The sequence below is a fragment of the uncultured Algibacter sp. genome (assembly GCF_947490405.1).
Taxonomy (GTDB): Bacteria; Bacteroidota; Bacteroidia; order Flavobacteriales; family Flavobacteriaceae; genus Algibacter_B.
The window spans coordinates 840,693-866,373 of the sequence record NZ_CANLGU010000001.1; the positions used below are offsets into that span (position 1 = coordinate 840,693).

Annotated in this window: 27 protein-coding genes and 1 tRNA gene; 16 read left to right on the forward strand and 12 right to left on the reverse strand. The window is 33.0% G+C overall.

All coding sequences use genetic code 11. The annotated features are described in order from the left end of the window. Positions 1 to 3: 3 nt before the first annotated feature. On the reverse strand, positions 4 to 1,164 hold the full coding sequence (locus tag Q0772_RS03510; protein WP_298340599.1) for a cystathionine gamma-synthase: 1,161 nt from the start codon (positions 1,162 to 1,164) through the stop codon (positions 4 to 6). Between the two features lie 63 nt (positions 1,165 to 1,227). Here Q0772_RS03510 and Q0772_RS03515 point away from each other — a divergent pair, with 63 nt between their 5' ends. Continuing rightward, positions 1,228 to 1,947: a DUF3298 and DUF4163 domain-containing protein gene (locus Q0772_RS03515; protein WP_298340418.1), complete on the forward strand. Its 720-nt coding sequence runs from the start codon at positions 1,228 to 1,230 to the stop codon at positions 1,945 to 1,947. Here Q0772_RS03515 and Q0772_RS03520 read toward each other — a convergent pair. Continuing rightward, positions 1,927 to 2,391: a DinB family protein gene (locus Q0772_RS03520; RefSeq protein WP_298340420.1), complete on the reverse strand. Its 465-nt coding sequence runs from the start codon at positions 2,389 to 2,391 to the stop codon at positions 1,927 to 1,929. The genes Q0772_RS03515 and Q0772_RS03520 overlap by 21 nt on opposite strands. Before the next feature lie 57 nt (positions 2,392 to 2,448). Between Q0772_RS03520 and Q0772_RS03525 the strand changes: the two genes are divergently transcribed. Continuing rightward, complete coding sequence (locus Q0772_RS03525; RefSeq protein ID WP_298340423.1) at positions 2,449 to 2,802, forward strand: ArsC/Spx/MgsR family protein; 354 nt, start codon at positions 2,449 to 2,451, stop codon at positions 2,800 to 2,802. A gap of 190 nt (positions 2,803 to 2,992) precedes the next feature. Here Q0772_RS03525 and Q0772_RS03530 read toward each other — a convergent pair whose 3' ends face one another. From Q0772_RS03530 to rseP, 8 genes are all read right to left on the reverse strand, one after another. Further along, positions 2,993 to 3,595 carry a hypothetical protein gene (locus Q0772_RS03530; protein ID WP_298340425.1) on the reverse strand — a complete coding sequence of 201 codons (603 nt, stop codon included), beginning with the start codon at positions 3,593 to 3,595 and terminating at the stop codon, positions 2,993 to 2,995. A 197-nt stretch (positions 3,596 to 3,792) separates the two neighbouring features. Next, on the reverse strand, positions 3,793 to 4,626 hold the full coding sequence (locus Q0772_RS03535; protein ID WP_298340427.1) for a DUF4382 domain-containing protein: 834 nt from the start codon (positions 4,624 to 4,626) through the stop codon (positions 3,793 to 3,795). A gap of 161 nt (positions 4,627 to 4,787) precedes the next feature. Then, the gene (locus Q0772_RS03540) at positions 4,788 to 5,345 is read right to left on the reverse strand and encodes a hypothetical protein (protein WP_298340428.1); all 558 of its coding nucleotides are present in this window, start codon (positions 5,343 to 5,345) and stop codon (positions 4,788 to 4,790) included. Positions 5,346 to 5,356: 11 nt separating this feature from the next. Next, positions 5,357 to 5,584 carry a hypothetical protein gene (locus Q0772_RS03545; protein ID WP_298340430.1) on the reverse strand — a complete coding sequence of 76 codons (228 nt, stop codon included), beginning with the start codon at positions 5,582 to 5,584 and terminating at the stop codon, positions 5,357 to 5,359. 119 nt (positions 5,585 to 5,703) lie between these two features. After that, positions 5,704 to 5,919, reverse strand: coding sequence for a tyrosine-type recombinase/integrase (locus Q0772_RS16255; RefSeq protein WP_366105095.1), 216 nt, complete (start codon positions 5,917 to 5,919; stop codon positions 5,704 to 5,706). A gap of 238 nt (positions 5,920 to 6,157) precedes the next feature. After that, a complete protein-coding gene (locus tag Q0772_RS16260) occupies positions 6,158 to 6,331 on the reverse strand; it encodes an Arm DNA-binding domain-containing protein (protein WP_366105097.1) in 174 nt (57 codons plus the stop codon). A 264-nt stretch (positions 6,332 to 6,595) separates the two neighbouring features. Next, positions 6,596 to 6,669, reverse strand: a tRNA-Asn gene (locus tag Q0772_RS03555). 71 nt (positions 6,670 to 6,740) lie between these two features. Continuing rightward, entirely contained in the window at positions 6,741 to 8,072 is a 1,332-nt protein-coding gene (rseP, locus tag Q0772_RS03560; protein ID WP_298340432.1) for an RIP metalloprotease RseP, read from the reverse strand. Between the two features lie 161 nt (positions 8,073 to 8,233). Here rseP and Q0772_RS03565 point away from each other — a divergent pair, with 161 nt between their 5' ends. From Q0772_RS03565 to Q0772_RS03630, 14 genes are all read left to right on the forward strand, one after another. Next, positions 8,234 to 8,908 carry an SCO family protein gene (locus Q0772_RS03565; protein WP_298340435.1) on the forward strand — a complete coding sequence of 225 codons (675 nt, stop codon included), beginning with the start codon at positions 8,234 to 8,236 and terminating at the stop codon, positions 8,906 to 8,908. Positions 8,909 to 9,121: 213 nt separating this feature from the next. Beyond that, positions 9,122 to 9,358: a FeoA family protein gene (locus tag Q0772_RS03570; RefSeq protein ID WP_298340437.1), complete on the forward strand. Its 237-nt coding sequence runs from the start codon at positions 9,122 to 9,124 to the stop codon at positions 9,356 to 9,358. Beyond that, entirely contained in the window at positions 9,351 to 11,450 is a 2,100-nt protein-coding gene (gene feoB / locus Q0772_RS03575; RefSeq protein WP_298340438.1) for a ferrous iron transport protein B, read from the forward strand. The genes Q0772_RS03570 and feoB overlap by 8 nt, the downstream gene beginning before the upstream one ends. 27 nt (positions 11,451 to 11,477) lie before the next feature. Beyond that, positions 11,478 to 11,612, forward strand: a complete 135-nt coding sequence (locus Q0772_RS03580) for a FeoB-associated Cys-rich membrane protein (protein WP_298340440.1) — start codon at positions 11,478 to 11,480, stop codon at positions 11,610 to 11,612. Positions 11,613 to 11,651: 39 nt separating this feature from the next. Beyond that, a complete protein-coding gene (locus Q0772_RS03585; RefSeq protein WP_298340442.1) occupies positions 11,652 to 12,536 on the forward strand; it encodes a DUF1080 domain-containing protein in 885 nt (294 codons plus the stop codon). Positions 12,537 to 12,680: 144 nt separating this feature from the next. Then, complete coding sequence (locus Q0772_RS03590; RefSeq protein WP_298340443.1) at positions 12,681 to 13,340, forward strand: metal-dependent transcriptional regulator; 660 nt, start codon at positions 12,681 to 12,683, stop codon at positions 13,338 to 13,340. Continuing rightward, a complete protein-coding gene (locus Q0772_RS03595) occupies positions 13,327 to 14,118 on the forward strand; it encodes a transporter (protein ID WP_298340445.1) in 792 nt (263 codons plus the stop codon). The genes Q0772_RS03590 and Q0772_RS03595 overlap by 14 nt, the downstream gene beginning before the upstream one ends. Positions 14,119 to 14,127: 9 nt before the next feature. After that, positions 14,128 to 15,033: a zinc ABC transporter substrate-binding protein gene (locus Q0772_RS03600; RefSeq protein ID WP_298340447.1), complete on the forward strand. Its 906-nt coding sequence runs from the start codon at positions 14,128 to 14,130 to the stop codon at positions 15,031 to 15,033. Between the two features lie 397 nt (positions 15,034 to 15,430). Continuing rightward, positions 15,431 to 16,168, forward strand: coding sequence for a metal ABC transporter ATP-binding protein (locus Q0772_RS03605; RefSeq protein WP_298340450.1), 738 nt, complete (start codon positions 15,431 to 15,433; stop codon positions 16,166 to 16,168). A 53-nt stretch (positions 16,169 to 16,221) separates the two neighbouring features. After that, positions 16,222 to 16,596, forward strand: coding sequence for a four helix bundle protein (locus Q0772_RS03610; protein ID WP_298340452.1), 375 nt, complete (start codon positions 16,222 to 16,224; stop codon positions 16,594 to 16,596). Between the two features lie 12 nt (positions 16,597 to 16,608). After that, positions 16,609 to 17,736: a metal ABC transporter permease gene (locus Q0772_RS03615; protein ID WP_298340601.1), complete on the forward strand. Its 1,128-nt coding sequence runs from the start codon at positions 16,609 to 16,611 to the stop codon at positions 17,734 to 17,736. Beyond that, complete coding sequence (locus Q0772_RS03620) at positions 17,729 to 18,889, forward strand: metal ABC transporter permease (protein WP_298340455.1); 1,161 nt, start codon at positions 17,729 to 17,731, stop codon at positions 18,887 to 18,889. The genes Q0772_RS03615 and Q0772_RS03620 overlap by 8 nt, the downstream gene beginning before the upstream one ends. A 190-nt stretch (positions 18,890 to 19,079) precedes the next feature. Next, positions 19,080 to 20,291 (forward strand): hypothetical protein, encoded by a 1,212-nt coding sequence (locus Q0772_RS03625; RefSeq protein ID WP_298340457.1) that lies wholly within the window; start codon positions 19,080 to 19,082, stop codon positions 20,289 to 20,291. Between the two features lie 71 nt (positions 20,292 to 20,362). Then, on the forward strand, positions 20,363 to 20,722 hold the full coding sequence (locus Q0772_RS03630; protein WP_298340459.1) for a YraN family protein: 360 nt from the start codon (positions 20,363 to 20,365) through the stop codon (positions 20,720 to 20,722). Between the two features lie 33 nt (positions 20,723 to 20,755). Here the strand turns inward: Q0772_RS03630 and Q0772_RS03635 are convergent, their stop codons facing one another. Together Q0772_RS03635 and mfd are read right to left on the reverse strand one after the other, a co-directional pair. Continuing rightward, positions 20,756 to 22,087 (reverse strand): TlpA disulfide reductase family protein, encoded by a 1,332-nt coding sequence (locus Q0772_RS03635; RefSeq protein WP_298340461.1) that lies wholly within the window; start codon positions 22,085 to 22,087, stop codon positions 20,756 to 20,758. A gap of 33 nt (positions 22,088 to 22,120) precedes the next feature. Continuing rightward, on the reverse strand, positions 22,121 to 25,498 hold the full coding sequence (gene mfd / locus Q0772_RS03640; RefSeq protein ID WP_298340463.1) for a transcription-repair coupling factor: 3,378 nt from the start codon (positions 25,496 to 25,498) through the stop codon (positions 22,121 to 22,123). Positions 25,499 to 25,681: the final 183 nt, after the last annotated feature.

Genomic DNA, 25,681 nt, shown 5'->3' on the forward strand with positions numbered 1-25,681 from the left:
AAATTATTCTATTGCCTGTTTTAAATCAGCAATTAAATCATCAATATCCTCAATACCTACACTTAATCTTACTAGCGAGTCTACAACACCTGTTTTTTCGCGTTCCTCCTTTGGTATACTTGCGTGTGTCATACTTGCAGGATGACCAGAAAGTGATTCTACACCACCTAGAGATTCAGCGAGTGTAAACACTTTTAGTTTCTCAACAATTTTAATAGCTTCTTCGTAGTTATTTCCTTTAGTAGTAAACGAAATCATTCCTCCAAAATCTTTCATTTGACTTTTTGCTATATCATGGTTTGGGTGATTTTCAAACCCAGGCCAGTACACGTTTTCTATTTTAGAGTGATTTGCTAAAAATTCAGCCACAGCCCTACCGTTTTCAGAATGACGCTGCATTCTAACATGTAATGTTTTTATACCTCTTAACACCAAAAAACTATCTTGAGGACCACAAATAGCTCCACTAGCGTTTTGAATAAAATATAACCTATCTGCTAAATCCTTATCGTTAACTACCAATGCACCCATTACAACGTCACTATGTCCTCCAAGGTATTTAGTTGCCGAATGCATCACAATGTCTGCTCCTAGATCCATAGGTTGCTGTAAATATGGTGTAGCAAATGTATTATCAACAGCCAATAGAATATTATTGTTTTTTGCAATTTTTGATACTGCTTTAATATCAATAATATTCATCATAGGATTAGTTGGTGTTTCAACCCAAATAAGCTTCGTGTTTTTATTTATATGGGCTTCAATATTTGTAGCTTTATCCATGCCTACAAAATGAAATTTAATTCCAAAATCTTGAAAAATTTTAGTGAACAACCTAAACGAACCACCATATAAATCATTGGTTGAAACCACTTCATCACCAGGTTTCAATAATTTAATAACTGCATCTATAGCTGCCAGTCCAGAGCCAAATGCAAGTCCAAATTTACCGTTTTCAATACTTGCAAAGGCATTTTCTAACGCATTTCTAGTAGGGTTATGCGTTCTAGAATATTCGTAACCTTTATGTCCTCCAGGAGTCGTTTGGGCATAGGTAGATGTTTGATAAATTGGTGGCATAACTGCACCATAGGCTGCATCATGCTCTTGACCTCCATGAATAACTTTAGTATTAAACTTCATATTTAAATGTTTTTCACAAATGTAAGTTTTAATTCGGTCTATTCAAATGCAATAATTATCTTTAAACTAGGTTAACATTATCATATGTATCAGTATAAATATCTTATTATAATATGTTGTTTTTTTGTGTTTCTTAATTGTACAAAAGAACAGAAAACCATCTATTCAGAAGTGAATATCACTACTAATGATAACAATTTAGTAGAAGTAAATATCCCAAAAGCCGAAGGAAATAAATCCATTTCAAACCAAATAAATTCTGAAATACAAAAAAAGGTCATTTCTGCATTACATATAGGAAATTTAAATGATATCCATTCGCCTTCAATAGAAGAAAGTATAGCATCTTTTAATTACGAATACAAGGTTTTCAATAAAGATTTCCCTGAATCACCGCAACTCTGGGAAGCTCAAATTGACGGAGAAGTTATTTATCAGTCAGATGAGTTAACAACCATTGCTATTACAAGCTACAAAAATACTGGTGGAGCTCATGGAAATTTGAATATTTCTTTTTTAAATTTTGATTCAAAAACAGGACAAAAATTAGACAATAGTCAGTTATTCACTGATATTAAATCTTTTAAAGCTATAGCTAAAACTTACTTTGAAGAGGAAATTAAAGAAAAAAACTTACTTACAGATTATAAAACTTTTGAATTACCTGAAAACATTGGCTACAGTGAAAATGGCATTGTTTTGCTTTATAACACTTACGAAGTTGCACCCCATGCAACTGGCATCATAGAGTTTGCAATTCCTTTTCGCAAAGCTGCATCATCTTTAGCCTTTAATAGCCTTTAAAATTGCCAGCACATAACCATAATGTAATCCTTCATGGATGGCTATAAATTGTAAAGCTTCATCAATATTGTTTAATGTATTTCCTGTTGTTGATACGGTATAAGCATTATATTTTTTAAAAACACCATTAGCATAATCAGATTCTGTTTTTTCAAGAGTAGTTAATAATAATGCTTTGATTTCATTAACTTCTTCTTGTGTTAAATCTCCCTGTGGCTTTGAATCTTTTCTGTATTTATTAATTATTTCGTCTGAAAGCATTGATTCTAAACCCGACAATTTATAAGCCAATAACTGCTCAGAAACTACAACATGCCCTATGTTCCAAATAATATTATTATTAAAACCTTTAGGAATCTTATTCAAATCATCCAAATCATTATTTTCAATGATTTTAGTAAAAATGTTTCTTGTGTTTTTTAAAACCTGAAATGTAAAATCCATTTTATTCAATTTTTCGATAAATATAGTTTTAATTTGTTTTTTGAAACAACAAATACCATGAAAAAAGTATACTATTTAAAAACTTGTAATACCTGTACTAGAATTTTAAAAGAATTGAATTTACCTCCTGAATTTATTTTACAAGATATTAAGTCTGAACCTATAACTGTAAAGCAAGTTGAAGCTATGGAAAAACTTTCTGGAAGCTATGAAGCGCTCTTTAGCAAACGCGCAAAATTATACAAGGAAATGGATTTGAAAAATCAAAACCTTACTGAACGCGATTATAAACATTATATCTTAGAACACTATACCTTTTTAAGTAGACCTGTTATTATTGCTGATGATCAGATTTTTATTGGAAACTCTAAAAAGACTATTGAAACTATTAAAGTAGCTATAAAATCTTAATGCTTAAAACTAATTTTAAACAAAAAAGTCTAAATATGACATTGATAATATTGGTGAAGAAAGCAACTAACTTTTAACTTTTAACAGACCTCTTTAATTTTGATAAAAAAAGTTGACAAGTTGACTTAATAAAAAAACCCACTCTCATAAAGAATGGGTTTCCATTATTTAAAATTTTTAAAAATTTAAATTAGAATGCTGGGGGTGGTGTTTCTCCATCACAATCAGTCAAATCAGCTTCAAAATACATTGCCCAACTATTACCTCCAAAATCTTCACCCTCTGCCCAAGCTGTTTCTTCTGATGGACCATCAACTTCTGCATGTACTGCAAAACATAACTCTCCTGTAATTTCTCCTATATCAACTGTATAAGTAACTTGAGTTGTCCCATCTTCATGCTCACTTGCATAATCAAAATGTCCAATTTTTGGATTATATGCTTCTGTAGTTGGGAAACCATCTTCTTCACAATTAGTAATATGTAAATGTGTGACACCTATAACCCAATCACCATTTGTTGTATAAGTTACTGTTAAAATATCTCCTTCAACATCTACAGTTACTGTTCCAATTTCATGATGCTGTCCTGCAATTAAATTAACTGTAAGACAATGCTCACCTGAAGTATCATCAGTTAAATTATCACTTTCTACAACGTCAAAGCTTTTTCCTTTTTTAGAAGATTTTTTCTCAACTAAATTTTGACTATCAGCTTGTTCTATGCTTTCTAGATTACACCCAAAAAATAACAATCCTAAGCTCAAAAGAGCCATTTGTACTATACTTTTCATAACATTTCATTAAGTAGGTTAACAAATCAAATATAGTTTAAATTAGATTATCGGTAAAATATTTTCGTTGTATGACACAAAATCAAACTAAAAGAAGGTTTATTATTACGATAATTTAAAATACTCAACTAAAAAACCCACTCTAAAATTAGAATGGGTCTTGGTTAATTATTATAATTAGGTTCTCTAATTTAATTTTATTCTAATTCCAGCGTTATAGTTCCTACTGACTCAATATTTCCTACTTCAACAGTTACTTCAGAAGATTCATATGATATATATGTCTCTTTACTAATTTTTAAAATATAATTTCCAGCTTCTAGACCTTGTAATACAAAATCTCCATTCTCATCTGTTAATGTATCTTTAACCAATGTATCATCAGTAGTATATACTTCAACAATCTGATTTCCAATTGGCGTTTCAATTGTTTCTTCAATAATTTCAACTACTTTTCCACTTATAGAACCAGAACTAACTTCTGCATTAACTTTAATAACCGGTTTTAAAATATATTTTCCTGAATTACCAGCCTTAACAATAGACTTCTGAACATTCCAATCTAAAATGAATGAATACACAAATCCAGCTTCTAACTCTTCATCTAAATTAAGTTTTAAACCTGATTGTTGTGCACTTGGAGTATCTAATGGAATTAATCCTTCTTCTCCTTCTATTTTAAGTGTATTATTATCACTTAATACAAGTCTTACTTGTTTTAACACACCAACTGGCAATACTTCATCTGTTAACAACAAACTATTTCCAGCTATAAGCTCAGTAATATCAACATTTATTGGATACCCTACTTCAGGAGTAAAACTTTCCCAACTTTCTTCTTCATCAGAAGATTTGTACTGTATGTCTATAATTTCAATATTAACTTCTAAATAATCTCCTGGTTCGTCTACTAATTTTAATTGAACTCTAGCTGTTTCATTTTTATTACTGTTATCACTATCACAATTAACCATTAATAATAGTACCATAATAGTTACTACAGTTCCTAAAACGCTTTTTATATACTTCATACTCATAACTTCCTTTTTTATGGATATTTACAAAAATAAGACCTACTTTAAAAAAAGTCTAATTCTTTACAATCTTTTCGTTGAAATGCACTGTTTTTAAGCAAAGAAAAAGGCTAACCCTTAAATAGGATAAACCTTTAAAAAATCTAGCTTTAGAACTATTAGTTGGCTTTAGACTTTTTTAACCTTTTACCTTTTTCAACTTTCTTTTCTAATATATCAGCTTCTTTTTCAATAGCTTCTAACTTTTCTATTTTTTCACCATAGTCTTCATCTGTTATTTTGCCTTGCTTCTTTTTAGCTTTAAGCTTCTCCTTAACAACTTTAACCCTTTCCTTTGCATCATTAGCTTTGGACTCACCTTTTTTAACGGTATTTTCTAATTGTTTTGTTTTCTCTTCTTTCTGTAACTTAGCTTGCCTTGCACGTTCCTGTCCATAAGCTTTTCCTTCTAACCCATATTTGTCTTTTCCATAAGCATTACTTTTTTCATCAACCTCCTCAATCTTTTCTTTTTTATCCTTTTTTATTTTTTTCTCTACCTTATTTTTCTTTTGCTTTGAATCCTCAACTACTTCTTCTACATTTTTTTTCTCTTTCTTAATTTTCTTTTCAGTTTTTTCCTTTTTACCAGCATGCTCAGGTTTTTGAGCAAATCCAACAACTACAAACCCAACTAGTAATATAACTGTCAATATAGTTTTAAGTGATTTTTTCATAATATTAGTTTTTATATTTCGTTTAACATATCATCCAGTTTTTTTATGGATGCCTCTATACTTTTTTCTGTATTTTTAAGCTCTTCATTAAGAGCTTCTATAGATTCTATTTCTTGCTTTAGTTCGGTGCTTACTTCTTCTATATTAGCCTCACTATCTACATTCTTTTTTTCTTTTTTATTACCACAACTTAATATTGTTAATGATAAGAATAAAATTAAAATGTTAAGATTTTTCATAATACATATATTTTTATATTGAAATTAGACCCAATATATTAAATTAAGTCACATAGTTAAATAATTAAAGGGAAGTTAACCACTTCTCTTAATTTCTCCATCTCCAAACTAATCTCCCTCTACACCGCCTTGCCATGACTATCCTGGGTTATTTTCATCCTACTATGTCCTAACAATTCACTAACTATTTCCTTAGGCATATCATTATAAAGTAAATCAGTGCTTGCAAAAGTCCTTCTAGCCATGGGTGTTATTAATCTTTTATAAATACCTACTAATATCGCTATTTCTTTTAAATAAGAATTATAACATTGATTACTAATCCTAGATAACACAAAACCTTCATCATTGTACTATTCTAGTATTTCTATAGTTTTAGGCAACAATATGGTACCGAAAGCTCCTTAGATGTCTTTTCCCGCTTCATCTTAATCCACAAATTACCATCAAAACCCTTAATTATATTAGCTTTACTTAAATTCATAGTTCTCTATAAAGCAGTCCTGTATAGCAAGAAAACACAAATAAATCTTTAATAAACTGTAAATATCATCTACAGAAAAACTTTCTTCTTTAACTTGAAGCATTAAAAATTTTAGTTTTAATAGAGCTTAACTGATTGTTGATATATTCTGAATCTGGTTCATCTGGTTTTACAAATTGTTGCTTGGAATTCCAGTGATCTGGATTTATAAATTGTCTTGTGCTAAAGGTTTTTCTAATTTTATTATAAGTTAGTCTACACATAAGAACATATAGTCCTTTAGCTTTCTTTTTATGCTTATTTATATTAAATAATATATTGATTTTTATTTGTTTTAAGTTTTATAATTATGGGGTCTTTTTAAAATTGATGGGGGTCTTGATATGTGTCTTTTTTTACCAAATAAGTTAGCAAGTTGCCATTTAGAAGGAAGTGGAACAAATGCATACAATGCAATGATAATAGACTGTTAAGTTTAATGCATAAAAAAAGACCTTACATTTCTGTAAAGTCTTTCTCTTATTAAGCTCCTTCTCTAGGGCTCGAACCTAGGACCCTCTGATTAACAGTCAGATGCTCTAACCAACTGAGCTAAGAAGGAATGTGCTTTTTTACTTAGCGAGTGCAAATATATGTTGTTTTTTAATTACAACAAATATTTTTTAAAAATTTTTACCCGAAAATTGCTTTATAAATATCATTCCCGTTTGCGAATAAAACTAAAGCTATTAAAATAAAGAAACCAACCATTTGCGCGTACTCCATAAATTTGTCTCCAGGTTTTCTTCCTGAAACCATTTCATAAAGTAAAAACATAACATGACCACCATCTAATGCTGGTATTGGCAGTAAGTTTAGTACTCCTAACATAATGGACAAAAATGCTGTTAAGTACCAAAAAGCTTCCCAATTCCATGTTGGAGGAAACATTTGACCTATAGCAGCAAAACCTCCAATTTGTGATGCTCCTTTTTTAGTAAATATATATTTAAATTGTGCTAAATAATCTTTAACTTCCCAATAGGCTTGACTAAAACCTCCTGTTATACTTTCAGCAAAAGTATATTCTCTGGTGTTATATGTTAAATAATCTTCATCTGTTGGAATTCTAAAGAAGCCCATTTTATTGTCTTCATCGGGCGTAATTACTAAATCTATTTTTTGATTGTCTCTAGATATCTGCAAAGCAATCTCTTTTTCAGAGCTATTTTTAATACCATAAACATAGTCAGAAAAATATTCAACTTTTTTACCGTTAATTGATACAATCTTATCTCCTGGAAGTATACCAGCCTTATCTGCTTGAGATTCAGCATCAATTGAATCTACCTCAAAGGGATATCTTGCTTCCAATGCAGGCAAATCTCCCGCCTCAAACAATTGTGTGCCTATATCTTCAGGTAATTTAATGTTTTCTATACTTCCGTTGATGTGCTGCACTTTTACATTGCTAACATCACGAAACATTAAATATTTATTGATAGGAATATTAATATCTTCAATTAGCTCTCCATTAATCGAAATTATCTTATCACCTTGCTTAAATCCGTAATTCTCAAGCGTCTTAGTTACGCCATAGCCATATTTAGCACTATCTTTTGATACATAATTCGTTCCCCAGGTAGCCAACATTACTATAAACAGGAATATGGCTAACAAAAAATTTACTGTAACGCCTCCTAACATTATAATTAAGCGTTGCCATGCAGGTTTAGATCTAAATTCCCATGGTTGTGGTTCTTTAGCCATTTGTTCAGTATCCATACTTTCATCAATCATACCGGCTATTTTAACATAGCCCCCCAATGGTAACCAACCTATACCATAAACGGTTTCCCCTATTTTCTTTTTAAATAAAGAAAACTTTACATCAAAAAATAAGTAAAATTTTTCCACTCTAGTCTTAAAAATTTTGGCAGGGATAAAGTGCCCTAACTCATGTAAAACAACTAATATGGAAAGACTCAAAAGCAATTGAGCCCCTTTAATGAAAAATACCGACATCTACATTTTTTTTATAATCGCACAAAAGTAAGCTTTTAAACCAAGTATAAAAAGTCATTCGTCTATTGGGCTATGTTTTAACAATAATTTAAGCTCTGACTAAAGGTTCTAGAACTTAAAATCATTGTATTTTTGTAGAAATTTTAATCTTCAAGTATTAGATGCTTTCCTTTTTTAAAGATTACAAGTATTTCGCCATTGTTTTTGGGTTTATCTCTGTTGTAATAATTGCTCTTATTTACAATACTTTAAATACGTACCAACCACTACCCATTTACCAACCTACTATGGTGAGTACAGAGTTGGTTGATAGTACTATTCAACACCAAAAAAAGTATCATAAAATCGCGAATTTTAGTTTAATCAATCAAAACGGCAAAAGGGTTACCCAAGATGATTATAAGGGCAAAATCTATGTTGCAGACTTCTTTTTTACAACTTGTAGAACAATTTGCCCAGTAATGACAGGACATATGGTTGAAATACAAAAAAAAATTATGGATGATACTCATGTAATGCTACTCTCTCATTCTGTTACTCCTGAAATTGACACTGTAGCTCAATTAAAACGATACGCTCTTGAAAAAGGGGTTAACGATAAAAAGTGGAATTTAGTTACTGGCGATAAAAAAGAAATTTATAGGCTTGCTAGAAAAAGTTATTTAGCGGTTAAAGACCATGGAGATGGTGGTCCTTTTGATATGGTGCATACCGAAAACTTTATGCTAATTGATAAAAAAAGACAAATTAGAGGGTTTTACGATGGTACTAATGCTGAAGATATTGATAGACTCTTGAATGACATTGAAATTTTAAAGCAGGAAGAAATAGACTAACAATTTGTACATATAATTACATTGGCAAATACGCCCCGCGTTAGGGATTGCAGTGGCAGCTTTTGGCGAGGCGCGCATCGAGCCAAAACTATTAACGTAAAGCCCGACCTGATTAAGGTAACGCTCAAATAAAATAAAACTTTAACCACTATAACTTTTATACTTCTAAACAATTGTGTTATTTTTGCTTCTTTAAAATCAATCTAAATAAGCTTGAAGCAAACTTTAGCACATTTAAAACGTGGAGAACATGCTGTAATTACAGATGTTTCTTCAGTTCACATCCCTTTAAAACTTTTAGAAATGGGCTGTTTGCCTGGGAATTCTGTAGAATTGGTTCAGCTTGCACCTTTTCAAGACCCTATGTATTTGAACGTAAATGGCTCGCACCTAGCTATTAGAAAAGAAACTGCTGCTCATATTTTAATAGAAAAAGTAACACATGAGTAAACAGATAAATGTGGCGCTGATTGGTAACCCTAATACGGGAAAAACCTCTGTTTTTAATGCCTTAACAGGTTTAAACCAAAAGGTGGGTAATTATCCTGGGATTACCGTTGAAAAAAAACAAGGTGTTTGTAAACTGCCACGTGGCGTTAAGGCGCATATTATTGATTTACCAGGTACGTATAGCTTAAATGCGTCGTCTCTGGATGAAAACGTGGTGATTGAACTTTTACTGAATAAAAACGATAAAGACTTCCCAGATATTGCGGTGGTGGTTACCGACGTTGAAAATCTAAAACGCAACCTTTTACTATTTACTCAAATTAAGGATTTAGAAATCCCAACCGTATTGGTTATCAATATGGCAGACCGCATGAGTTACAAAGGAATTTCTTTGGATATTGAGTATTTAGAAGAAAAACTAAACACTAAAATAGCACTAATAAGCACGCGTAAAAACCAAGGTATAGATGCATTAAGAACATTAATTGCTAATTATAAAGAAGTTTCAGTTAAACCGTGTTTAGATACTACGAGTATTGATCCTACATATTTTGGGAACTTAAAAAAGGCATTCCCAAACCAGTTATTATATAAGCTTTGGTTGGTAATTACGCAAGATGTTAACTTTGGAAAAACCGATAGAAAAGGTTTTGATGCCGTTGCAGATTTTAAAACCAAAAGCAAAGGCGATTTAAAACGTTTACAGCAAAAGGAAACTATAAAACGCTACCAATATATTAATGATGCTTTAGCGAAGGGACAAAGCATAGATTTGAGCCAAGCGAAAGATTTACGTATAAAATTAGATAGAATTTTAACCCATAAAGTTTGGGGTTATCTCATTTTTGCAGTTATTCTTCTAACCATTTTTCAAGCTATTTATGATTGGGCCGAAGTGCCCATGGACTTTATTGATGGTACGTTTGCAAGCCTAAGTGAATGGGTGAAAAACAGTTTGCCACAAGGTGCTTTTACCAATTTAATTGCCGAAGGCATTATTCCTGGATTAGGTGGTATTGTAATTTTTATTCCGCAAATAGCCTTTTTGTTTTTATTTATCGCAGTGCTAGAAGAAAGTGGTTATATGAGTCGTGTGGTGTTTTTAATGGATCGTATTATGCGGCGTTTTGGGTTGAGTGGTAAAAGTGTTGTACCCTTAATTTCTGGTACTGCCTGTGCGATTCCTGCTATTATGGCAACACGTAATATTGAGAGTTGGAAAGAACGTTTAATTACCATTTTGGTAACGCCTTTTACAACCTGCGCAGCACGATTACCTGTGTACCTTATCATTATTGCTTTGGTGATTCCAGAAGGACGCTTTTTCGGGTTAAGCTACCAAGCTTTAACCTTAATGCTATTATATTTAATTGGTTTTGGTACTGCTATTTTTTCGGCCTATATTTTAAATAAAGTACTTAAAATTAAAAGTAAAACGTTTTTTGTTATAGAAATGCCTAATTATAAACTACCGCTTTTTAAAAATGTAGCTATTACGGTTATTGAAAAAACAAAAGCATTTGTGTTTGGTGCTGGAAAAATAATTCTTGCCATATCTATTGTACTATGGTTTTTAGCTTCTTATGGCCCAGGAAAACAGTTTAATGATGCTGAAACTATTGTAAAAACTAAATATGCTTCGCAAGATTTAAATGAAGCGGATTTACAACAAAAAATAGCATCTCATAAATTAGAACATTCCTTTATTGGCATTGCGGGTCATGCTATTGAGCCTGTGATTAGACCTTTGGGTTACGACTGGAAAATTGGTGTTGCCATTGTAAGCTCTTTTGCAGCTAGAGAGGTATTTGTTGGGACGCTAGCTACTATTTACAGCGTTGGTAGTGATGATGAAGCCACTATTAAAAACAGGATGGCTGCGGAAACCAACCCCATTCTTGGTGGGCCGTTATTTAATTTTGCATCAGGAATTTCATTGTTACTATTTTATGCTTTTGCCATGCAATGTATGAGTACGCTAGCCATAGTTAAAAAGGAAACCAACAGTTGGAAATGGCCAACGCTACAACTCGTTATAATGACGGCTTTTGCTTATATTGTAGCATTAATTGCATTTCAATTTTTGAAATAAACTAATACTAATTTCGACAAACGCATCATGAACGACATTATCCAAAATACATTTGTATTTACTGCTGTTGCTTTAGCGGTATTATTTTTAGTTAAAAAATTCTTCTGGAAAAAACCGAAACCTAAAAAGGCTTGCGGAAATGATGGTTGTGGTTGCCACTAAAATAATTTACTTTTATCATCCACATTATACATTAAAATTATGAAACTAACGTTCATCACACTACTCTTTGCACTGTTATTTACATGTTGTATGTTTTCGCAAAAGGACAAAACCATAAAACTATTAGACGCCAACTTAACACACTTCAACACACATATTGGTGTACCTCACAGTACTGTGGTTGGCTTGCCGGAAGGCACATTTCAGTCAGATAATGTTAGAAAAGGCACACCTCTAGGTATTAATAATGATATTAAAAATGTGTTTACCACTACCAATATAAACGGTGAAACTACTTTAAATATTAGTGGCGAAATCTACGGTTGTATTACCACTAAAGCCAATTATAGTAATTACCATTTTAGCACCATGTTTAGATGGGGCAACAAAAAATGGGAGCCTAGACTAGATAGACGTAAAGATTCTGGTATTTTATACCACAGTTATGGAGATTATGGTAGGTTTTGGAACACGTGGAAAACCTGTTTAGAATTTCAAGTACAGGAAACAGACTTGGGTGATTTTATTTCGCTTAATGGTAATACTACTTCTCCAAAAGTGGCTGGACCATCAGTAGTTATTAGAGGTAACGATAAAGATGGCACCAAACAATATAACCCAAATTCTGATACTTATTTTGAGGGTAAAGGCTATATTCACGCCTATCTAGAACCGCAAAATCCGCATGGTAGTTGGAATCTTTTAGAACTATATGTTATTGAAAATAATGCAGTACATGTGGTAAATGGTAAGATTGTGATGGTTGTGGAAAATGCAATTGATCCCGAAACCAATACCCCTTTAACCGAAGGACAAATACAAATACAATCAGAAGCTGCAGAATGTTATTATAAAAACATGACCATAACACCAATTACAGAATTTCCAGAATTTATTCGCAAACAGGTAAAATTCAAATCGTAAACTGAATATGATGTAATTATACATACGCTCTACATTTTCTATATAAGTTCTCCTTTTTTCTGTTGTAAAAGGAGAACTTATATTTTTTTTAGCTACATTTGAAAAATTTTTAAGCTTACTTAAAAATAGTTTAAAGCACTACCTATGTCTGTAGCTATAGAAAACTTTGTAAAAGCCATTTATAAAAATGGAAAACGAGACCATAACGATACCAAACCTGGTAATATCGCTAAGGAATTGGGCATTTCAAACGCTGCAGCCACAGATATGGCTAAAAAACTAGCTACTAAAGATTTACTGCACTACGAAAAATATCAAGAGCTAAAACTTACGGATAAAGGCACAAAAATGGCACTTAATGTAGTGCGTAAACACCGTCTTTGGGAAGCACTTTTATTTAAACTTTTTGATATGTCGTTACACGATATTCATCGTGAAGCCGAATTGTTAGAACATCAAACCTCCGATTTATTAGCCAATAAAATAAGTGAGTATTTAGGGAATCCAAAATTCGATCCTCATGGCGATCCCATCCCAAATGCAAATGGAGAAATTACCACTGTTGATACTTCCATACCACTTTCAAATACCGAAGAAGGCAAAACGTATACCATTTCTAGACTGATGAGCGACGATAAAGAATTTTTTGATTTCTGTGCTCAAAACGGATTAAAATATGGCAATTCAGTCTTAATATCAAAACAGTTCAGCAATAATAAAATGACTCAAATTTTAATACACAATAACACCATTCTTTTAAATCAAGATTTCACATCAATTATTTACGTAAATGAAACTAACTAACTTTTTAATGGCCCTTACATGTTTTGGGTTTTCGGTCTCAGTGTTTGCTCAAGACACTAATTTAGGCGCATTAGTCACAGACAGACCTGATGCTACCGAGGCTTCATCAACCGTTGGCAAAGGTATTCTTCAATTTGAAACTGGAGGATTATACGAGTCTTTTGAAGCTAACAGTGTAAAAACAGAGGCCTATACATTTAACACCATGCTTGTACGCTACGGTATTCTAGATAATGTAGAATTACGCTTAGGCTGGGATTTTGTTGAAGGCATTACCACCGTAAACGGCACTAAGCTTGATAATATTACAAGCGGTTTATCACCTTTATTATTGGGTATGAAAATAGATATTGCCGAAGAAAACGGCGCTATGCCAGAAATAGCATTAATCGGTCACGTATTTCCAGTATTTAGTGCATCTGCAGATTACAGACCAGAATACACAGGTATAGATTTTAGGCTATCACTATCACACACTTTAAGTGAAAAATCTAGTTTAGGTTATAATATTGGCGCACAATGGGGCGAGGATTCTCCCGAAGCTGCGGCCATATACACCCTTGCTTATGGCTATAGTTTTACCGAAAAACTTGGCGCGTATGTAGAGCTTTATGGCGATTTGCCAGAAGACAGTGCAGCAAACCATTTTTGGGATGCAGGTTTCACCTATTTAGTAAATAACGATTTACAGTTAGATACTTATTTTGGTACAAGCATTACTCAAGGCCAAGATCTATTAGTAGGCTTAGGATTTAGTTATAGAGTAAGAAAAAAATAATTTTTTAAAATGAAAAAACAACTCGCAGTACTTGTAATCATAACCCTGTTTTTTAGTTGTAAAAACGAAAAACAAAACAACGGAAAACTAAACATAGTCACCACTACCACTATGATAACCGATTTGGTAAAAAACATTGGTGGCCAACACATTAACCTACAAGGCTTAATGGGTAGCGGTGTAGATCCGCATTTATATAAAGCCAGCGAAGGCGATGTTACCAAGCTATCGCAAGCCGATATTATTTTCTACAACGGTTTGCATTTAGAAGGTAAACTTGTAGAAGTTTTCGAAAAAATGAATACCAAAAAAACCGTTGCAATTTCTAGCGTTTTAGACAAAAACACGCTTATCGGTTCAGAATATTTTGCATCAAATTACGATCCTCATATTTGGTTTAATATCGAGTATTGGAAACAAGCCACACAGTTTGTAGTAAGCACATTATCAGAAGCAATTCCAGAGCAAAATTCAACATTCCAAGCCAATGGCAACGCCTATATTGCGCAATTAAACGCATTAAAAAATAAGCTAGAAAACACCATTTCACAGCTCCCAAAAGAAGAGCGAATTTTGGTTACAGCACACGATGCCTTTAACTATTTTGGTAAAGCATTTAATTTTCAAGTAGTTGGTTTACAAGGGCTTTCCACAGCCACCGAAGCTGGGGTGCAAGACGTTCAAAAACTATCAAATTTTATTATAGAAAACAAAGTAAAAGCTATTTTTGTAGAAAGTTCGGTACCAAAACGTACTATCCAAGCACTTCAGGCAGCTGTAAAATCTAAAGGTCACAACGTCACTATTGGCGGCACTTTATATTCCGATGCGCTTGGAAATGCAGGAACCGTAGAAGGTACTTATATTGGTATGTTCGAGTATAATGTAAACACAATAGTAGAAGCATTAAAATAGTTTTTTCAGGAGCTATTTCCTGCTATCCGCTATATCTTTTTTGAAGAAAAATCAAAAAAGGATGCCGCTACTATCAGGGCTAAATTATCAGTCTAAGTCAGCACAAAACCCTAATTTAGTGGCATGTTTGCAAAAGTTTAGAGGTTAGAAAGCTGAAAAATAAACTTAAATATTAAAAATTAATTTGGCAAAAAAGCCAACACCCAAATCAATTCGAAGAATTGAACGTCAAGGCGCAGAATAGATGTAGAAAAGCTCCGAGAACAGGAGAACAATAGTTCGACGCGGAGTTTTCAAATCGGTTTCCAGTTTTAAAAACTGGAAAATTCCTCGTCTTGACCGTGATTTTTTGGTTCGTTTTGCATCAAGGCAAAATGAACATACAAACACGAAACAAATGAAAAATAAAATAGCCGTAAAAGTAGACGACCTCACCGTAGCCTATAACTACAAACCAGTACTTTGGGATATCGATTTAGAAATCCCCGAAGGCGTGCTCATGGCAATAGTAGGGCCTAACGGCGCAGGAAAATCAACCCTTATAAAATCTATTTTAGGTATTTTAAAACCCATAGCAGGAAGCGTAACTATCTACGATAAACCTTATGAAAAACAACGCCAACTGGTGGCCTACGTGCCACAAAAAGGCAGTGTAGATTGGGATTTTCCAACCACAGCTTTGGATGTTGTAAAAATGGGCACTTACGGTAGTTTAGGCTGGATAAAACGCCCCGGGCAAAAAGAAAAGAAAGCAGCCTTAGAAGCTTTAGAAAAAGTAGGCATGTTGCCATTTAAAAACCGACAAATAAGTCAGCTTTCAGGAGGGCAACAACAACGTATATTTTTGGCGAGAGCACTAGTACAAAATGCCGCTATTTATTTTATGGACGAACCCTTTCAAGGTGTAGACGCCACCACAGAGATAGCCATCATCAACATTTTAAAAGAATTACGAAAAGCAGGTAAAACGGTAATAGTTGTGCATCACGATTTACAAACCGTACCAGAGTATTTCGATTGGGTAACCTTTCTTAACGTAAAAAAAATAGCCACAGGGCCAGTTAAAGATATTTTTAATGATGATAACCTTACTAAAACTTATGGAATTAATTATAAGGTTAGTATACAAGAATAGTGGTTAGTGGTTAGTGGTTAGTGGTTAGTGGTTAGTAATAATAGGGAGAAAAAATGGGAACTATAAAGTTTAAGTTTGAAGATTTAAAAGTCTATGAAAAAGCACTAGATTTTGTGGATTTAGCATACGAAATATCCAAAAGTTTCCCAAGTACAGAAAAATTTGGTTTAACATCTCAATTTACTAGAGCCGCTGTCTCTATTGCCTTAAACATTGCTGAAGGCTCATCAGATTCGGATAAGCAGTTTAATAGATTTTTACAAATGGCTCTAGATTCAGTCAACGAATGTGTTGTTTGTGCTACAATCTCTAAAAGACAAAAATTTATTTCAAATCAAACAAATGATACAATAAGAGAAAAACTAGTAGAATTATCTAAAATGATAACAAGTCTACAAAAATACTTAAGAAACAAAACTAACCTCTAACCTCTAATTACTATAGAACTGCTGGAATACATAAAACTCGTCTTTACAGACTACACGCTTAGAACCATAACCCTTGGTACTGCCATACTAGGCGCAGTAACTGGTATGTTAGGAAGTTTTGCCGTATTACGTAAACAAAGCCTTTTAGGCGATGCAATCTCACATGCTGCATTACCAGGTATAGCTATTGCGTTTTTATTAACAGGCGCAAAAGATAGTAATACGCTATTATTGGGCGCATTAGTTAGCGGACTTTTAGGTACATTCTGGATAAGAGGTATCATCAAAAAAACACACTTAAAATCAGATACCGCTTTAGGCTTAATTCTATCCTTATTTTTTGGCTTTGGCATGTTGCTACTTACCTTTATTCAAAAACAACCCAATGCCAACCAAGCAGGATTAGATAAGTATTTATTTGGACAAGCCGCAACATTACTAGAAAGTGATGTTTGGATGATGGCCATTGTAACGGGCATATGCTTATTTGTATTATTGCTTTTCTGGAAAGAATTCAAAATATTACTATTTGATGCAGATTACACCAAAACCTTAGGCTTTAACACCAAAATTATAGATATTTTAATCACCTCATTTATCGTTTTAGCCATTGTTTTAGGGTTACAAACGGTAGGTGTAGTATTAATGAGTGCTATGTTGTTAGCACCAGCTGCTGCAGCCAGACAATGGACCAACAGCTTAAGCATAATGGTATTTCTAGCAGCACTTTTTGGAGCATTTTCTGGTGTTTTTGGAACCGCAATAAGCGCCAGCCAAAACAACTTATCTACAGGGCCTGTTATCGTAATTGTCGCCAGTGTTTTTGTGCTGTTTTCCTTTGTATTTTCACCAAGTAGAGGCTTGTTGTTTAAACAAATACGATTCATAAAAAATCGCCGCGATTTACAATTGCACAAAACCTTGGCATTTATGTATAATATTGTTGAAAGTCATGAAAATATTTCACACCCGCATGCCATAAAAATTTTGAATAATTTTCAAGGCTATACCAAAGGCACACTTCAAAAATTAGTAAGTAAAAATTATGTGGTTTTACAAGGCAATATGTGGAGTTTAACCGAAGATGGTTTTAAAACTGCTGCCAATTTATACAGCCAACAAACAGATAACAATGAGTAACGCGCAAATTGAAATACAATTAATTGCTAGCTTAGTAGCCATTGCCTGTGCCATTCCAGGTACTTTTTTGGTGCTTAGAAAAATGGCAATGATTAGCGATGCTATTAGTCATTCTATCTTACCAGGTATTGTACTTGGTTTTTTTATTACACACGATTTAAACTCGCCTTTGCTTATTTTTCTAGCAGCACTCACAGGTATTTTAACTGTGGTATTAGTTGAATATATTCAAAAAACTGGCTTGGTAAAAGAAGATACTGCCATTGGTTTAGTGTTTCCTGCATTATTTAGTATTGGTGTGATTATGATTGCCAAAAACGCCAACGATGTACACCTAGATGTTGATGCAGTATTATTGGGCGAATTAGCATTTGCTCCTTTTGATAGATTGCTCATTTCTGGGGTTGATGTTGGCCCAAAATCGTTATGGATTATAGGTAGCATTCTAGTCATTACTGTAGGCCTTTTGTTTGCATTCTTTAAGGAATTAAAAGTAAGCACCTTTGATGCTGGTTTAGCTGCATCACTTGGCTTTTCTCCTGCCGTAATTCATTATGGATTAATGACGGTATCGTCAGTAACTACAGTAGGCGCTTTTGATGCTGTAGGGGCTATTCTGGTTGTAGCGTTAATGATTGCGCCCGCAGCTACTGCTTACTTATTAACTAACGAATTAAAGCGCATGCTTATCTATGCGATATGTTTTGGAGTATGTAGTGCAATTTCTGGGTATTGGTTAGCGCATTGGCTGGATGCTTCAATATCAGGATCTATAACCACCATGTTAGGCTTGTTGTTTTTAGCGGTATACTTATTTGCACCAAACAAGGGCGTAATAGCGGTAATGTATCGCGAAAAACAACAACGTACAGAAGTGTCGTTATTAACCTTCTTACTGCACTTAAAAAATCATACAGAAGAACGAGAACGCCATGTAAATCACCTTAACGAGCACATCAATTGGCAAAAAGTACGCTCTAAAACTGTTCTAGAACTCGCATTAAAAAACAATATGATTCAATTAGAAAAAAACATTGTTTCTTTAACCGAAAAAGGCGAAGATTTTACATCTCAAGCTATTGACTACATCATCACTAACGAAGATGCTCAAATAGAAGATATGAAGGATGATTTCTTTTTGTTTAGGGGTTGATGTCATTCAGAGCATAGCGACTATTATCGGAGTGGAAAAATCTAACTAATAATTTTGTTTCTTCTTATTTTTTAAATGATGAAATTTAAGGTTCTTCAGTTGTCCCTCCTTCTTAATGACAAAACAATTCTTTTTGTTTAGAGGATAACTTTGATATCTTTATTGGGGCTGTAATACTAAATTAGCCATTATGAAAAAAACCTTTCTTTTTTTAATAGTGATTATCTGTCTTGGCTCTTGTAATCGTAAAGAGAAATATGAAGGCAAATGGGTATCAGAAATATCCAAATCAGAAAACGACGGATCAGAAACTCCAATGTTTTTCCATATTGAAAATGATTCAATTAAATTCAGTTATTGGAGCTTTAATTATTCACATAAATATGCTTTAAAAATTGAAAAAAATAAATTTTTGTTCAATAATTGGTCTATTAAAGCTGATATGATTGAGGACACCATATTATTACAAAATTCATTCTACATTAAAGATAACAATGACAGTATTATAAGTTGGTTGTGGGATAAGCCTATCACCAAAATTGAGTTACCAAAAACAAATTCAGAATACTTCAATTCTGAGAGTATAAATTATGATGCATACAAGTATTATATGTTATTTGGAAAACGCTTAGATAATAATAAATTCAGTTTACAACTTAACGATAAACATGCAAAAATAGAAGATTTACCCGCATTTATATGTATTGAAAGAGCTTCTGAGAGACACGAATTAATTCCCTTTTATTCCACCTATTTATTAGCAGAAAAAACAACTCCAATGAAATATCTTGAAGACATATTTTTTGAACACAAAAAGGTTAATCAACTAAAAATATGTTTTATTAATGATATTCAATTAAAATATAGTGATTCACTTGGCTTGTATTACAAGTATGAAAAATTAACCAAAAAACTTCCTCCATTTAGAGAACATGACGATTACCACATTAATACTTTAGAAAACAGATATCAGTCCCCTCCACCTCCGCCGTTATATTATTCAGAATCAGACGATAAAAAACCGAACACAAAATTAATCCTATTGAAAAATAATAGAATTTATTATAAAGATAGTATCATTGAAACGAATCATTTGAAAAACCTTATTAAACCTTGGATAGAGAAAAATAACACTATTTTAAATCTTTACGATTTGGAATCTAATTATCATAACTTCTTAGAAATGAACGCTATAATTAATTCAGTATATCAAAACGTAAGACAAGAAAAATCAAAAATAAAATTCAATAAAACGTTAAATGAACTGAATCGTGAGGAACTTACTGAAATTAAGATTGAAACACCTATGAGACATATCTGGGATTATTCTATTCAGCATTTCAACCGTATCGTTAAAAAAGAAAACTCTTTTTATGGATTAGCAGTAACCCCTATCGAATAACGTTAATACATTGTGGATTCCGCATCAAGTGCGGAATGACAAAAAACTAAAAATAGTTCTATTTTAGCTTTATGGCACAACACAACGAACTCGGTAAAAAAGGTGAACAACTTGCTGTAGATTTTCTTTTGAAGCACAGCTACGCTATAGTAGAACGCAATTACCGTTTTGAAAAAGCTGAAGTAGATATTATAGCTCAAAAAGACGATATTCTTGCCATTGTAGAAGTAAAAACGCGTTCTACAGTCGATTTTGGAGATCCTCAAGATTTTGTAAAACCTAAACAAATAAAAAACTTGGTAAAAGCTGTTGATGAATATGTTACCGTAAACGATTTAGATGTAGAAGTTCGCTTTGATATTGTTGCAATTGTAAAAGAAGGCAAAGGTTTTAATATTGAGCATTTAGAAAATGCTTTTTATCATTTTTAAGACACTGTAAACTGTTTCATAGTAAACCCTAACTTATTCATCAGTTTCAAAAAACGCTTTTAGAGCTTTAAAGTCAATAGGTTTTTCAGCTATCTTTTTATCTTTATCTAAAATAAAATAAGCAGGTGTGGATGTTACTCCATAAGCATCACCAATTTCATTATCCCATTTACCTTCCCCATAAACATGAATAAATTCTGGGAAATCGTAGGTTAAATTTTTCCAACCATAAGGTTCATCTTCTAAACCTACTGCAACTACTTTTACTTTTCCTTCTGGAAACGCTTTTATAAAAGTATGCAATTGAGGAATTTCATCTAAACAATGCGAGCAGGTGCTGCTCCAAAACGTAATAATATAATTTTCGGCACCTTCCAACTCTGTAAGTTTCTTTGTAATCAGCTCTTCTTTCTCTTTAATTTCAATATCAAAATCTGGAGCCACTTGTCCTTTAGAAATATTCTTGTACAAAATTAAAGCATGCAAAAGCTCCTGATCATTCAAAGCAACAGCCACATCCATCAAATAATTTTCTGATATATAGTTTGAAACCGACTCAAAACCTAAATCAGACATTTGTTGCCACAAATCAAATAATAAAATCCGTTGCACTTTATGGGGAGCCACTTTTAAATGACTATAAACCACATCTATATTCTTCTTGTATTTTGATATTTCATCCTCAGATTTAGAAGATGTTCCGAAAACATAATTAAGTATTTTTTCTTCTAAAAAATTAGAACTTTGCAGTGTTGGCTTGCTAAAATCTACATAATCAAAATAGTGTTTTTCTAAATTTTGAATATAGGTGTTTACATCTTCAATCTTTTCTGGTATGTAGGGTTTATTTGCCTTTATAAAATCTAAAGCCATTGTGCCTTTAGCAGCCTCCTCAAAACTGGTTTGTGTTTCTCTTTGAGTTTTAAAAATAGCATGTAAAGCAATCGAATCATTACTCTGTTGGCTATAATAATTACCTATACTTTGGGTAACCATAGACATACTATTGGTATAAGATGTTAATAGCTTATTATCGGTAGATTTTAAAAAATCCACGCCTGTTTCAGCAATAAATGTTAATTCGATGTCTTCTTCACCATTATACATGATGTCGAAATTATAATCTTCTTGAGGCACAGCATAAACCAATCGATACATGCCTTTAGTAGCTGTAGAATCTAAGGTAAACTCAAAACTTCCATCTTCACCAATCTCCGCATTCGTTACATAATCAGATATTGTTGGGCCAACTTTATAAAGCAATGCGAAATTGTAATCTTTAGCCGGATAAAAAACACCTTTTATTTTATGTTGAGCAAGTATTATACTCGGGATTAAAAGTGTTAGAAAAAGAATGCGTTTCATCTGTTAAAGTTTTTATTTTTTAGATTTCAAAAATCAAGCCACAATAGGTTGCAATGCCTCTAAAGCTTGTTTTACTGATGTTATTTTTTCGAACGTTAGTAATAAACGTAGTCCGTTTCGGGTTTGCTTCTCTTTCATTTTACAAACTTGCGGATGCGTTTGTACAAACTGTAATACTTTTGTAAAGTTAGGGCTTTGGTAGAAACTACTTTGCTGATCTTGAATAAAATAACCAATCAATTTATTTTGTTTCATAATTACTTTTTCAAAGCCTATTTTAGTAGCTAACCACTTTATTTGGACACTGTTTAATAAATCGGTCACTTGCTTTGGTAATTCTCCAAAACGGTCTATTAACGCTGTTTTAAATTTTTCTAAATCTGCTTCAGTTTTCAAATTATTAAGCTGCGTGTACAAATTTAAACGTTCTGCAATATTATTCACGTAACTATCAGGAAATAAAAGCTCAAAATCGGTATCGATAGTTACATCTTTTACAAAAATCTTTTCTTCGCCATCGTCTTGATATAAGTCCTTAAACTCATTTTCTTTCAGTTCTTCAATAGCTTCATTTAGAATTTTTTGGTAGGTATCAAATCCTATCTCATTAATAAATCCACTTTGTTCGCCTCCCAATAAATCGCCAGCGCCACGAATTTCTAAATCCTTCATCGCGATATTAAAACCGCTACCTAACTCTGTAAATTGCTCTAATGCAGTGATACGTTTTCTGGCATCATCGGTCATTGCAGAATATTCCGGTGTAATGAAATAGCAAAATGCTTTTTTATTGCTTCGCCCCACACGACCTCGCATTTGGTGTAAATCGCTCAATCCAAAATTATTGGCATTATTAATAAAAATAGTATTGGCATTTGGTACATCTAAACCACTTTCTACAATCGTGGTACTTACTAAAACATCAAATCCACCGTCCATAAACTGTAGCATTAACGCTTCTAACTTCTTGCCTTCCATTTGCCCATGGCCAATACCAATTTTAGCATCGGGTACCAAACGTTGTAACATGCCTGCAACTTCTTTAATATTTTCTATACGATTATGAATAAAAAATACTTGTCCGCCACGCTGAATTTCATAGCTTACTGCATCACGAATGGTTTCTTCGTTAAAACGAATTACATGACTCTCAATAGGATATCGGTTTGGCGGTGGTGTTGTAATTACCGATAAATCTCTTGCCGCCATTAAGCTAAACTGTAAAGTTCTTGGTATTGGTGTTGCAGTTAACGTTAACACATCTACATTATCCTTTAAGGTTTTTAGTTTTTCTTTTACGGCTACACCAAATTTTTGCTCTTCATCAACTATTAATAATCCTAAATCTTTAAATTTTACATTTTTATTGACAAGTTGATGTGTGCCGATAATAATATCAACCTTACCTTCAGCTAAAGCCTCTAAAGTTTCACGTTTTTGTTTGGCTGTTCTAAATCTATTTACATAATCTACAACTACGGGGAAATCTTTTAATCGTTGCTTAAATGTTCTGGAATGTTGATATGCTAAAATGGTAGTTGGCACTAAAACGGCAACCTGTTTGCCGTTATCTACGGCTTTAAAAGCGGCACGTATTGCTACTTCGGTTTTACCAAAACCAACATCGCCACAAACAAGCCTGTCCATAGGGCGTTCGCTTTCCATATCAGCTTTAATATCTGCAGTTGCTGTACTTTGGTCGGGTGTGTCTTCGTAAATAAACGAGGCCTCTAACTCATGCTGCATGTAGCTATCAGGATTGTACTGAAAGCCTTTTTCGGTTTTACGTTTTGCGTAGAGTTTTATCAAATTAAACGCAACATGTTTTACACGTGCTTTTGTTTTTTGTTTAAGGGTTTTCCAAGCAGTACTACCAAGTTTGTAAATTTTAGGTGGTTTGCCATCTTTACCATTAAACTTGGTGATTTTATGAAGCGAATGAATGCTTAAATACAACACATCGCGCTCGCCATAAATTAATTTTATGGCTTCTTGTTTTTTGCCTTCTACATCTATTTTTTGAAGTCCGCCAAAACGCCCAATACCATGATCGATATGGGTAACATAATCGCCAATATCTAGGTTAGTAAGTTCTTTTAGAGTAATGGCTTGCTTTTTTGCATACCCATTTTTAAGCTGAAATTTGTGGTATCGCTCAAAAATTTGATGGTCTGTATAGCAAACAATTTTGTTATCGTGGTCTACAAAGCCTTGGTGTAGCGATAAAATTACGGTATGATACTCTTTTACATCTAATTTGGCATCATCAAAAATATCGTGAAATCGTTTGGCTTGTTGCTCGCTTACACAAGCGATGTAATTGGTATAGCCTTTGTCTTGGTTAGCGTTTAAATCTTCGATTAAAAGATTAAATTGCTTGTTAAAAGCAGGTTGTGGGGTGGTGTTAAAAACGATTTCGTTATTACGAGGAGCTTGCGACGTTTCACTCACAATGACGTTCGTATTAAAAATAGAAGTACTCCCAAATTCAATAATTGAAAAATCGAGCAATTGTTTTTTCAATAATGCTGAATTACAAAATAATTCGTGTGGTTTAGCATGTTTTATATCTTCTGAAAGTGCCTTAAAAGCGTCTTCTGCTTTGGTATAAAAATCGTCTATTCTAGAGAATAATATATCTGCATTTTTTATACCAATTACCGTTTTTTGAGCGATATATTTTAGGAAACTTTGTCGTTTTTCTTCCGTCAACTTATTCGCTACATTGGGAATAATATTGATTTTTTTGATTTGCTCAACAGACAATTGTGTTTCTACATCAAAGGTTCTAATAGAATCTACCTCATCACCAAAAAATTCAATACGATAGGGTTCATCGTGCGAAAACGAAAACACGTCTACAATACCACCACGTACTGAAAACTCTCCAGGCTCTGTAACAAAATCTACGCGTTTAAACTTGTATTCAAACAATACTTCGTTTACAAAATCTATAGATATTTTATCGTTAACACCTATTTTAAGTGTATTGCGTTCTAGCTCTTTACGGGTTACTACCTGTTCAAAAAGGGCATCAGGATACGTAACAATTATTGCTGGTTTTTTTTGAGAATTAATGCGGTTTAGCACTTCTGCCCTAAGCAATACATTGGCATTATCGGTTTCCTCGATATCGTAAGGCCTTCGGTAACTGCCTGGATAGAACAACACATCTTTTTCAGATAAGAGCTGTTCTAAATCGTTAAGGTAGTGTGCCGCTTCTTCCTTATCGTTAAAAATTAAAAGAAATGGTTTTTCTGCCGTTTTAAAAGTGCTCACCACTACAAAAGATAATGCTGACCCTATAAGTCCTTTTACGTGTGTTTTACTTTGAGTTTGGGCAATAGCATTTTGCAGATTTTGCATTTGCAAAGTCTGTAAATAGGTTTGAGAGATTGTAGATTTACTCACCTAATTTTTGTTTGAAGTGCAAATATAAGGGTTAGATACATTTTATTAAGTACCTATTTGGCAAATATTTTCTGAGTTTATTAGAAGTTTTACATTGCGTTAGGGATTGTAATGGAAATCCTTTTTGTGAGGCACGAGCAAAAAGATTGTAATGGAAAGCCCGACCCTTGCGGTAACGCCCAA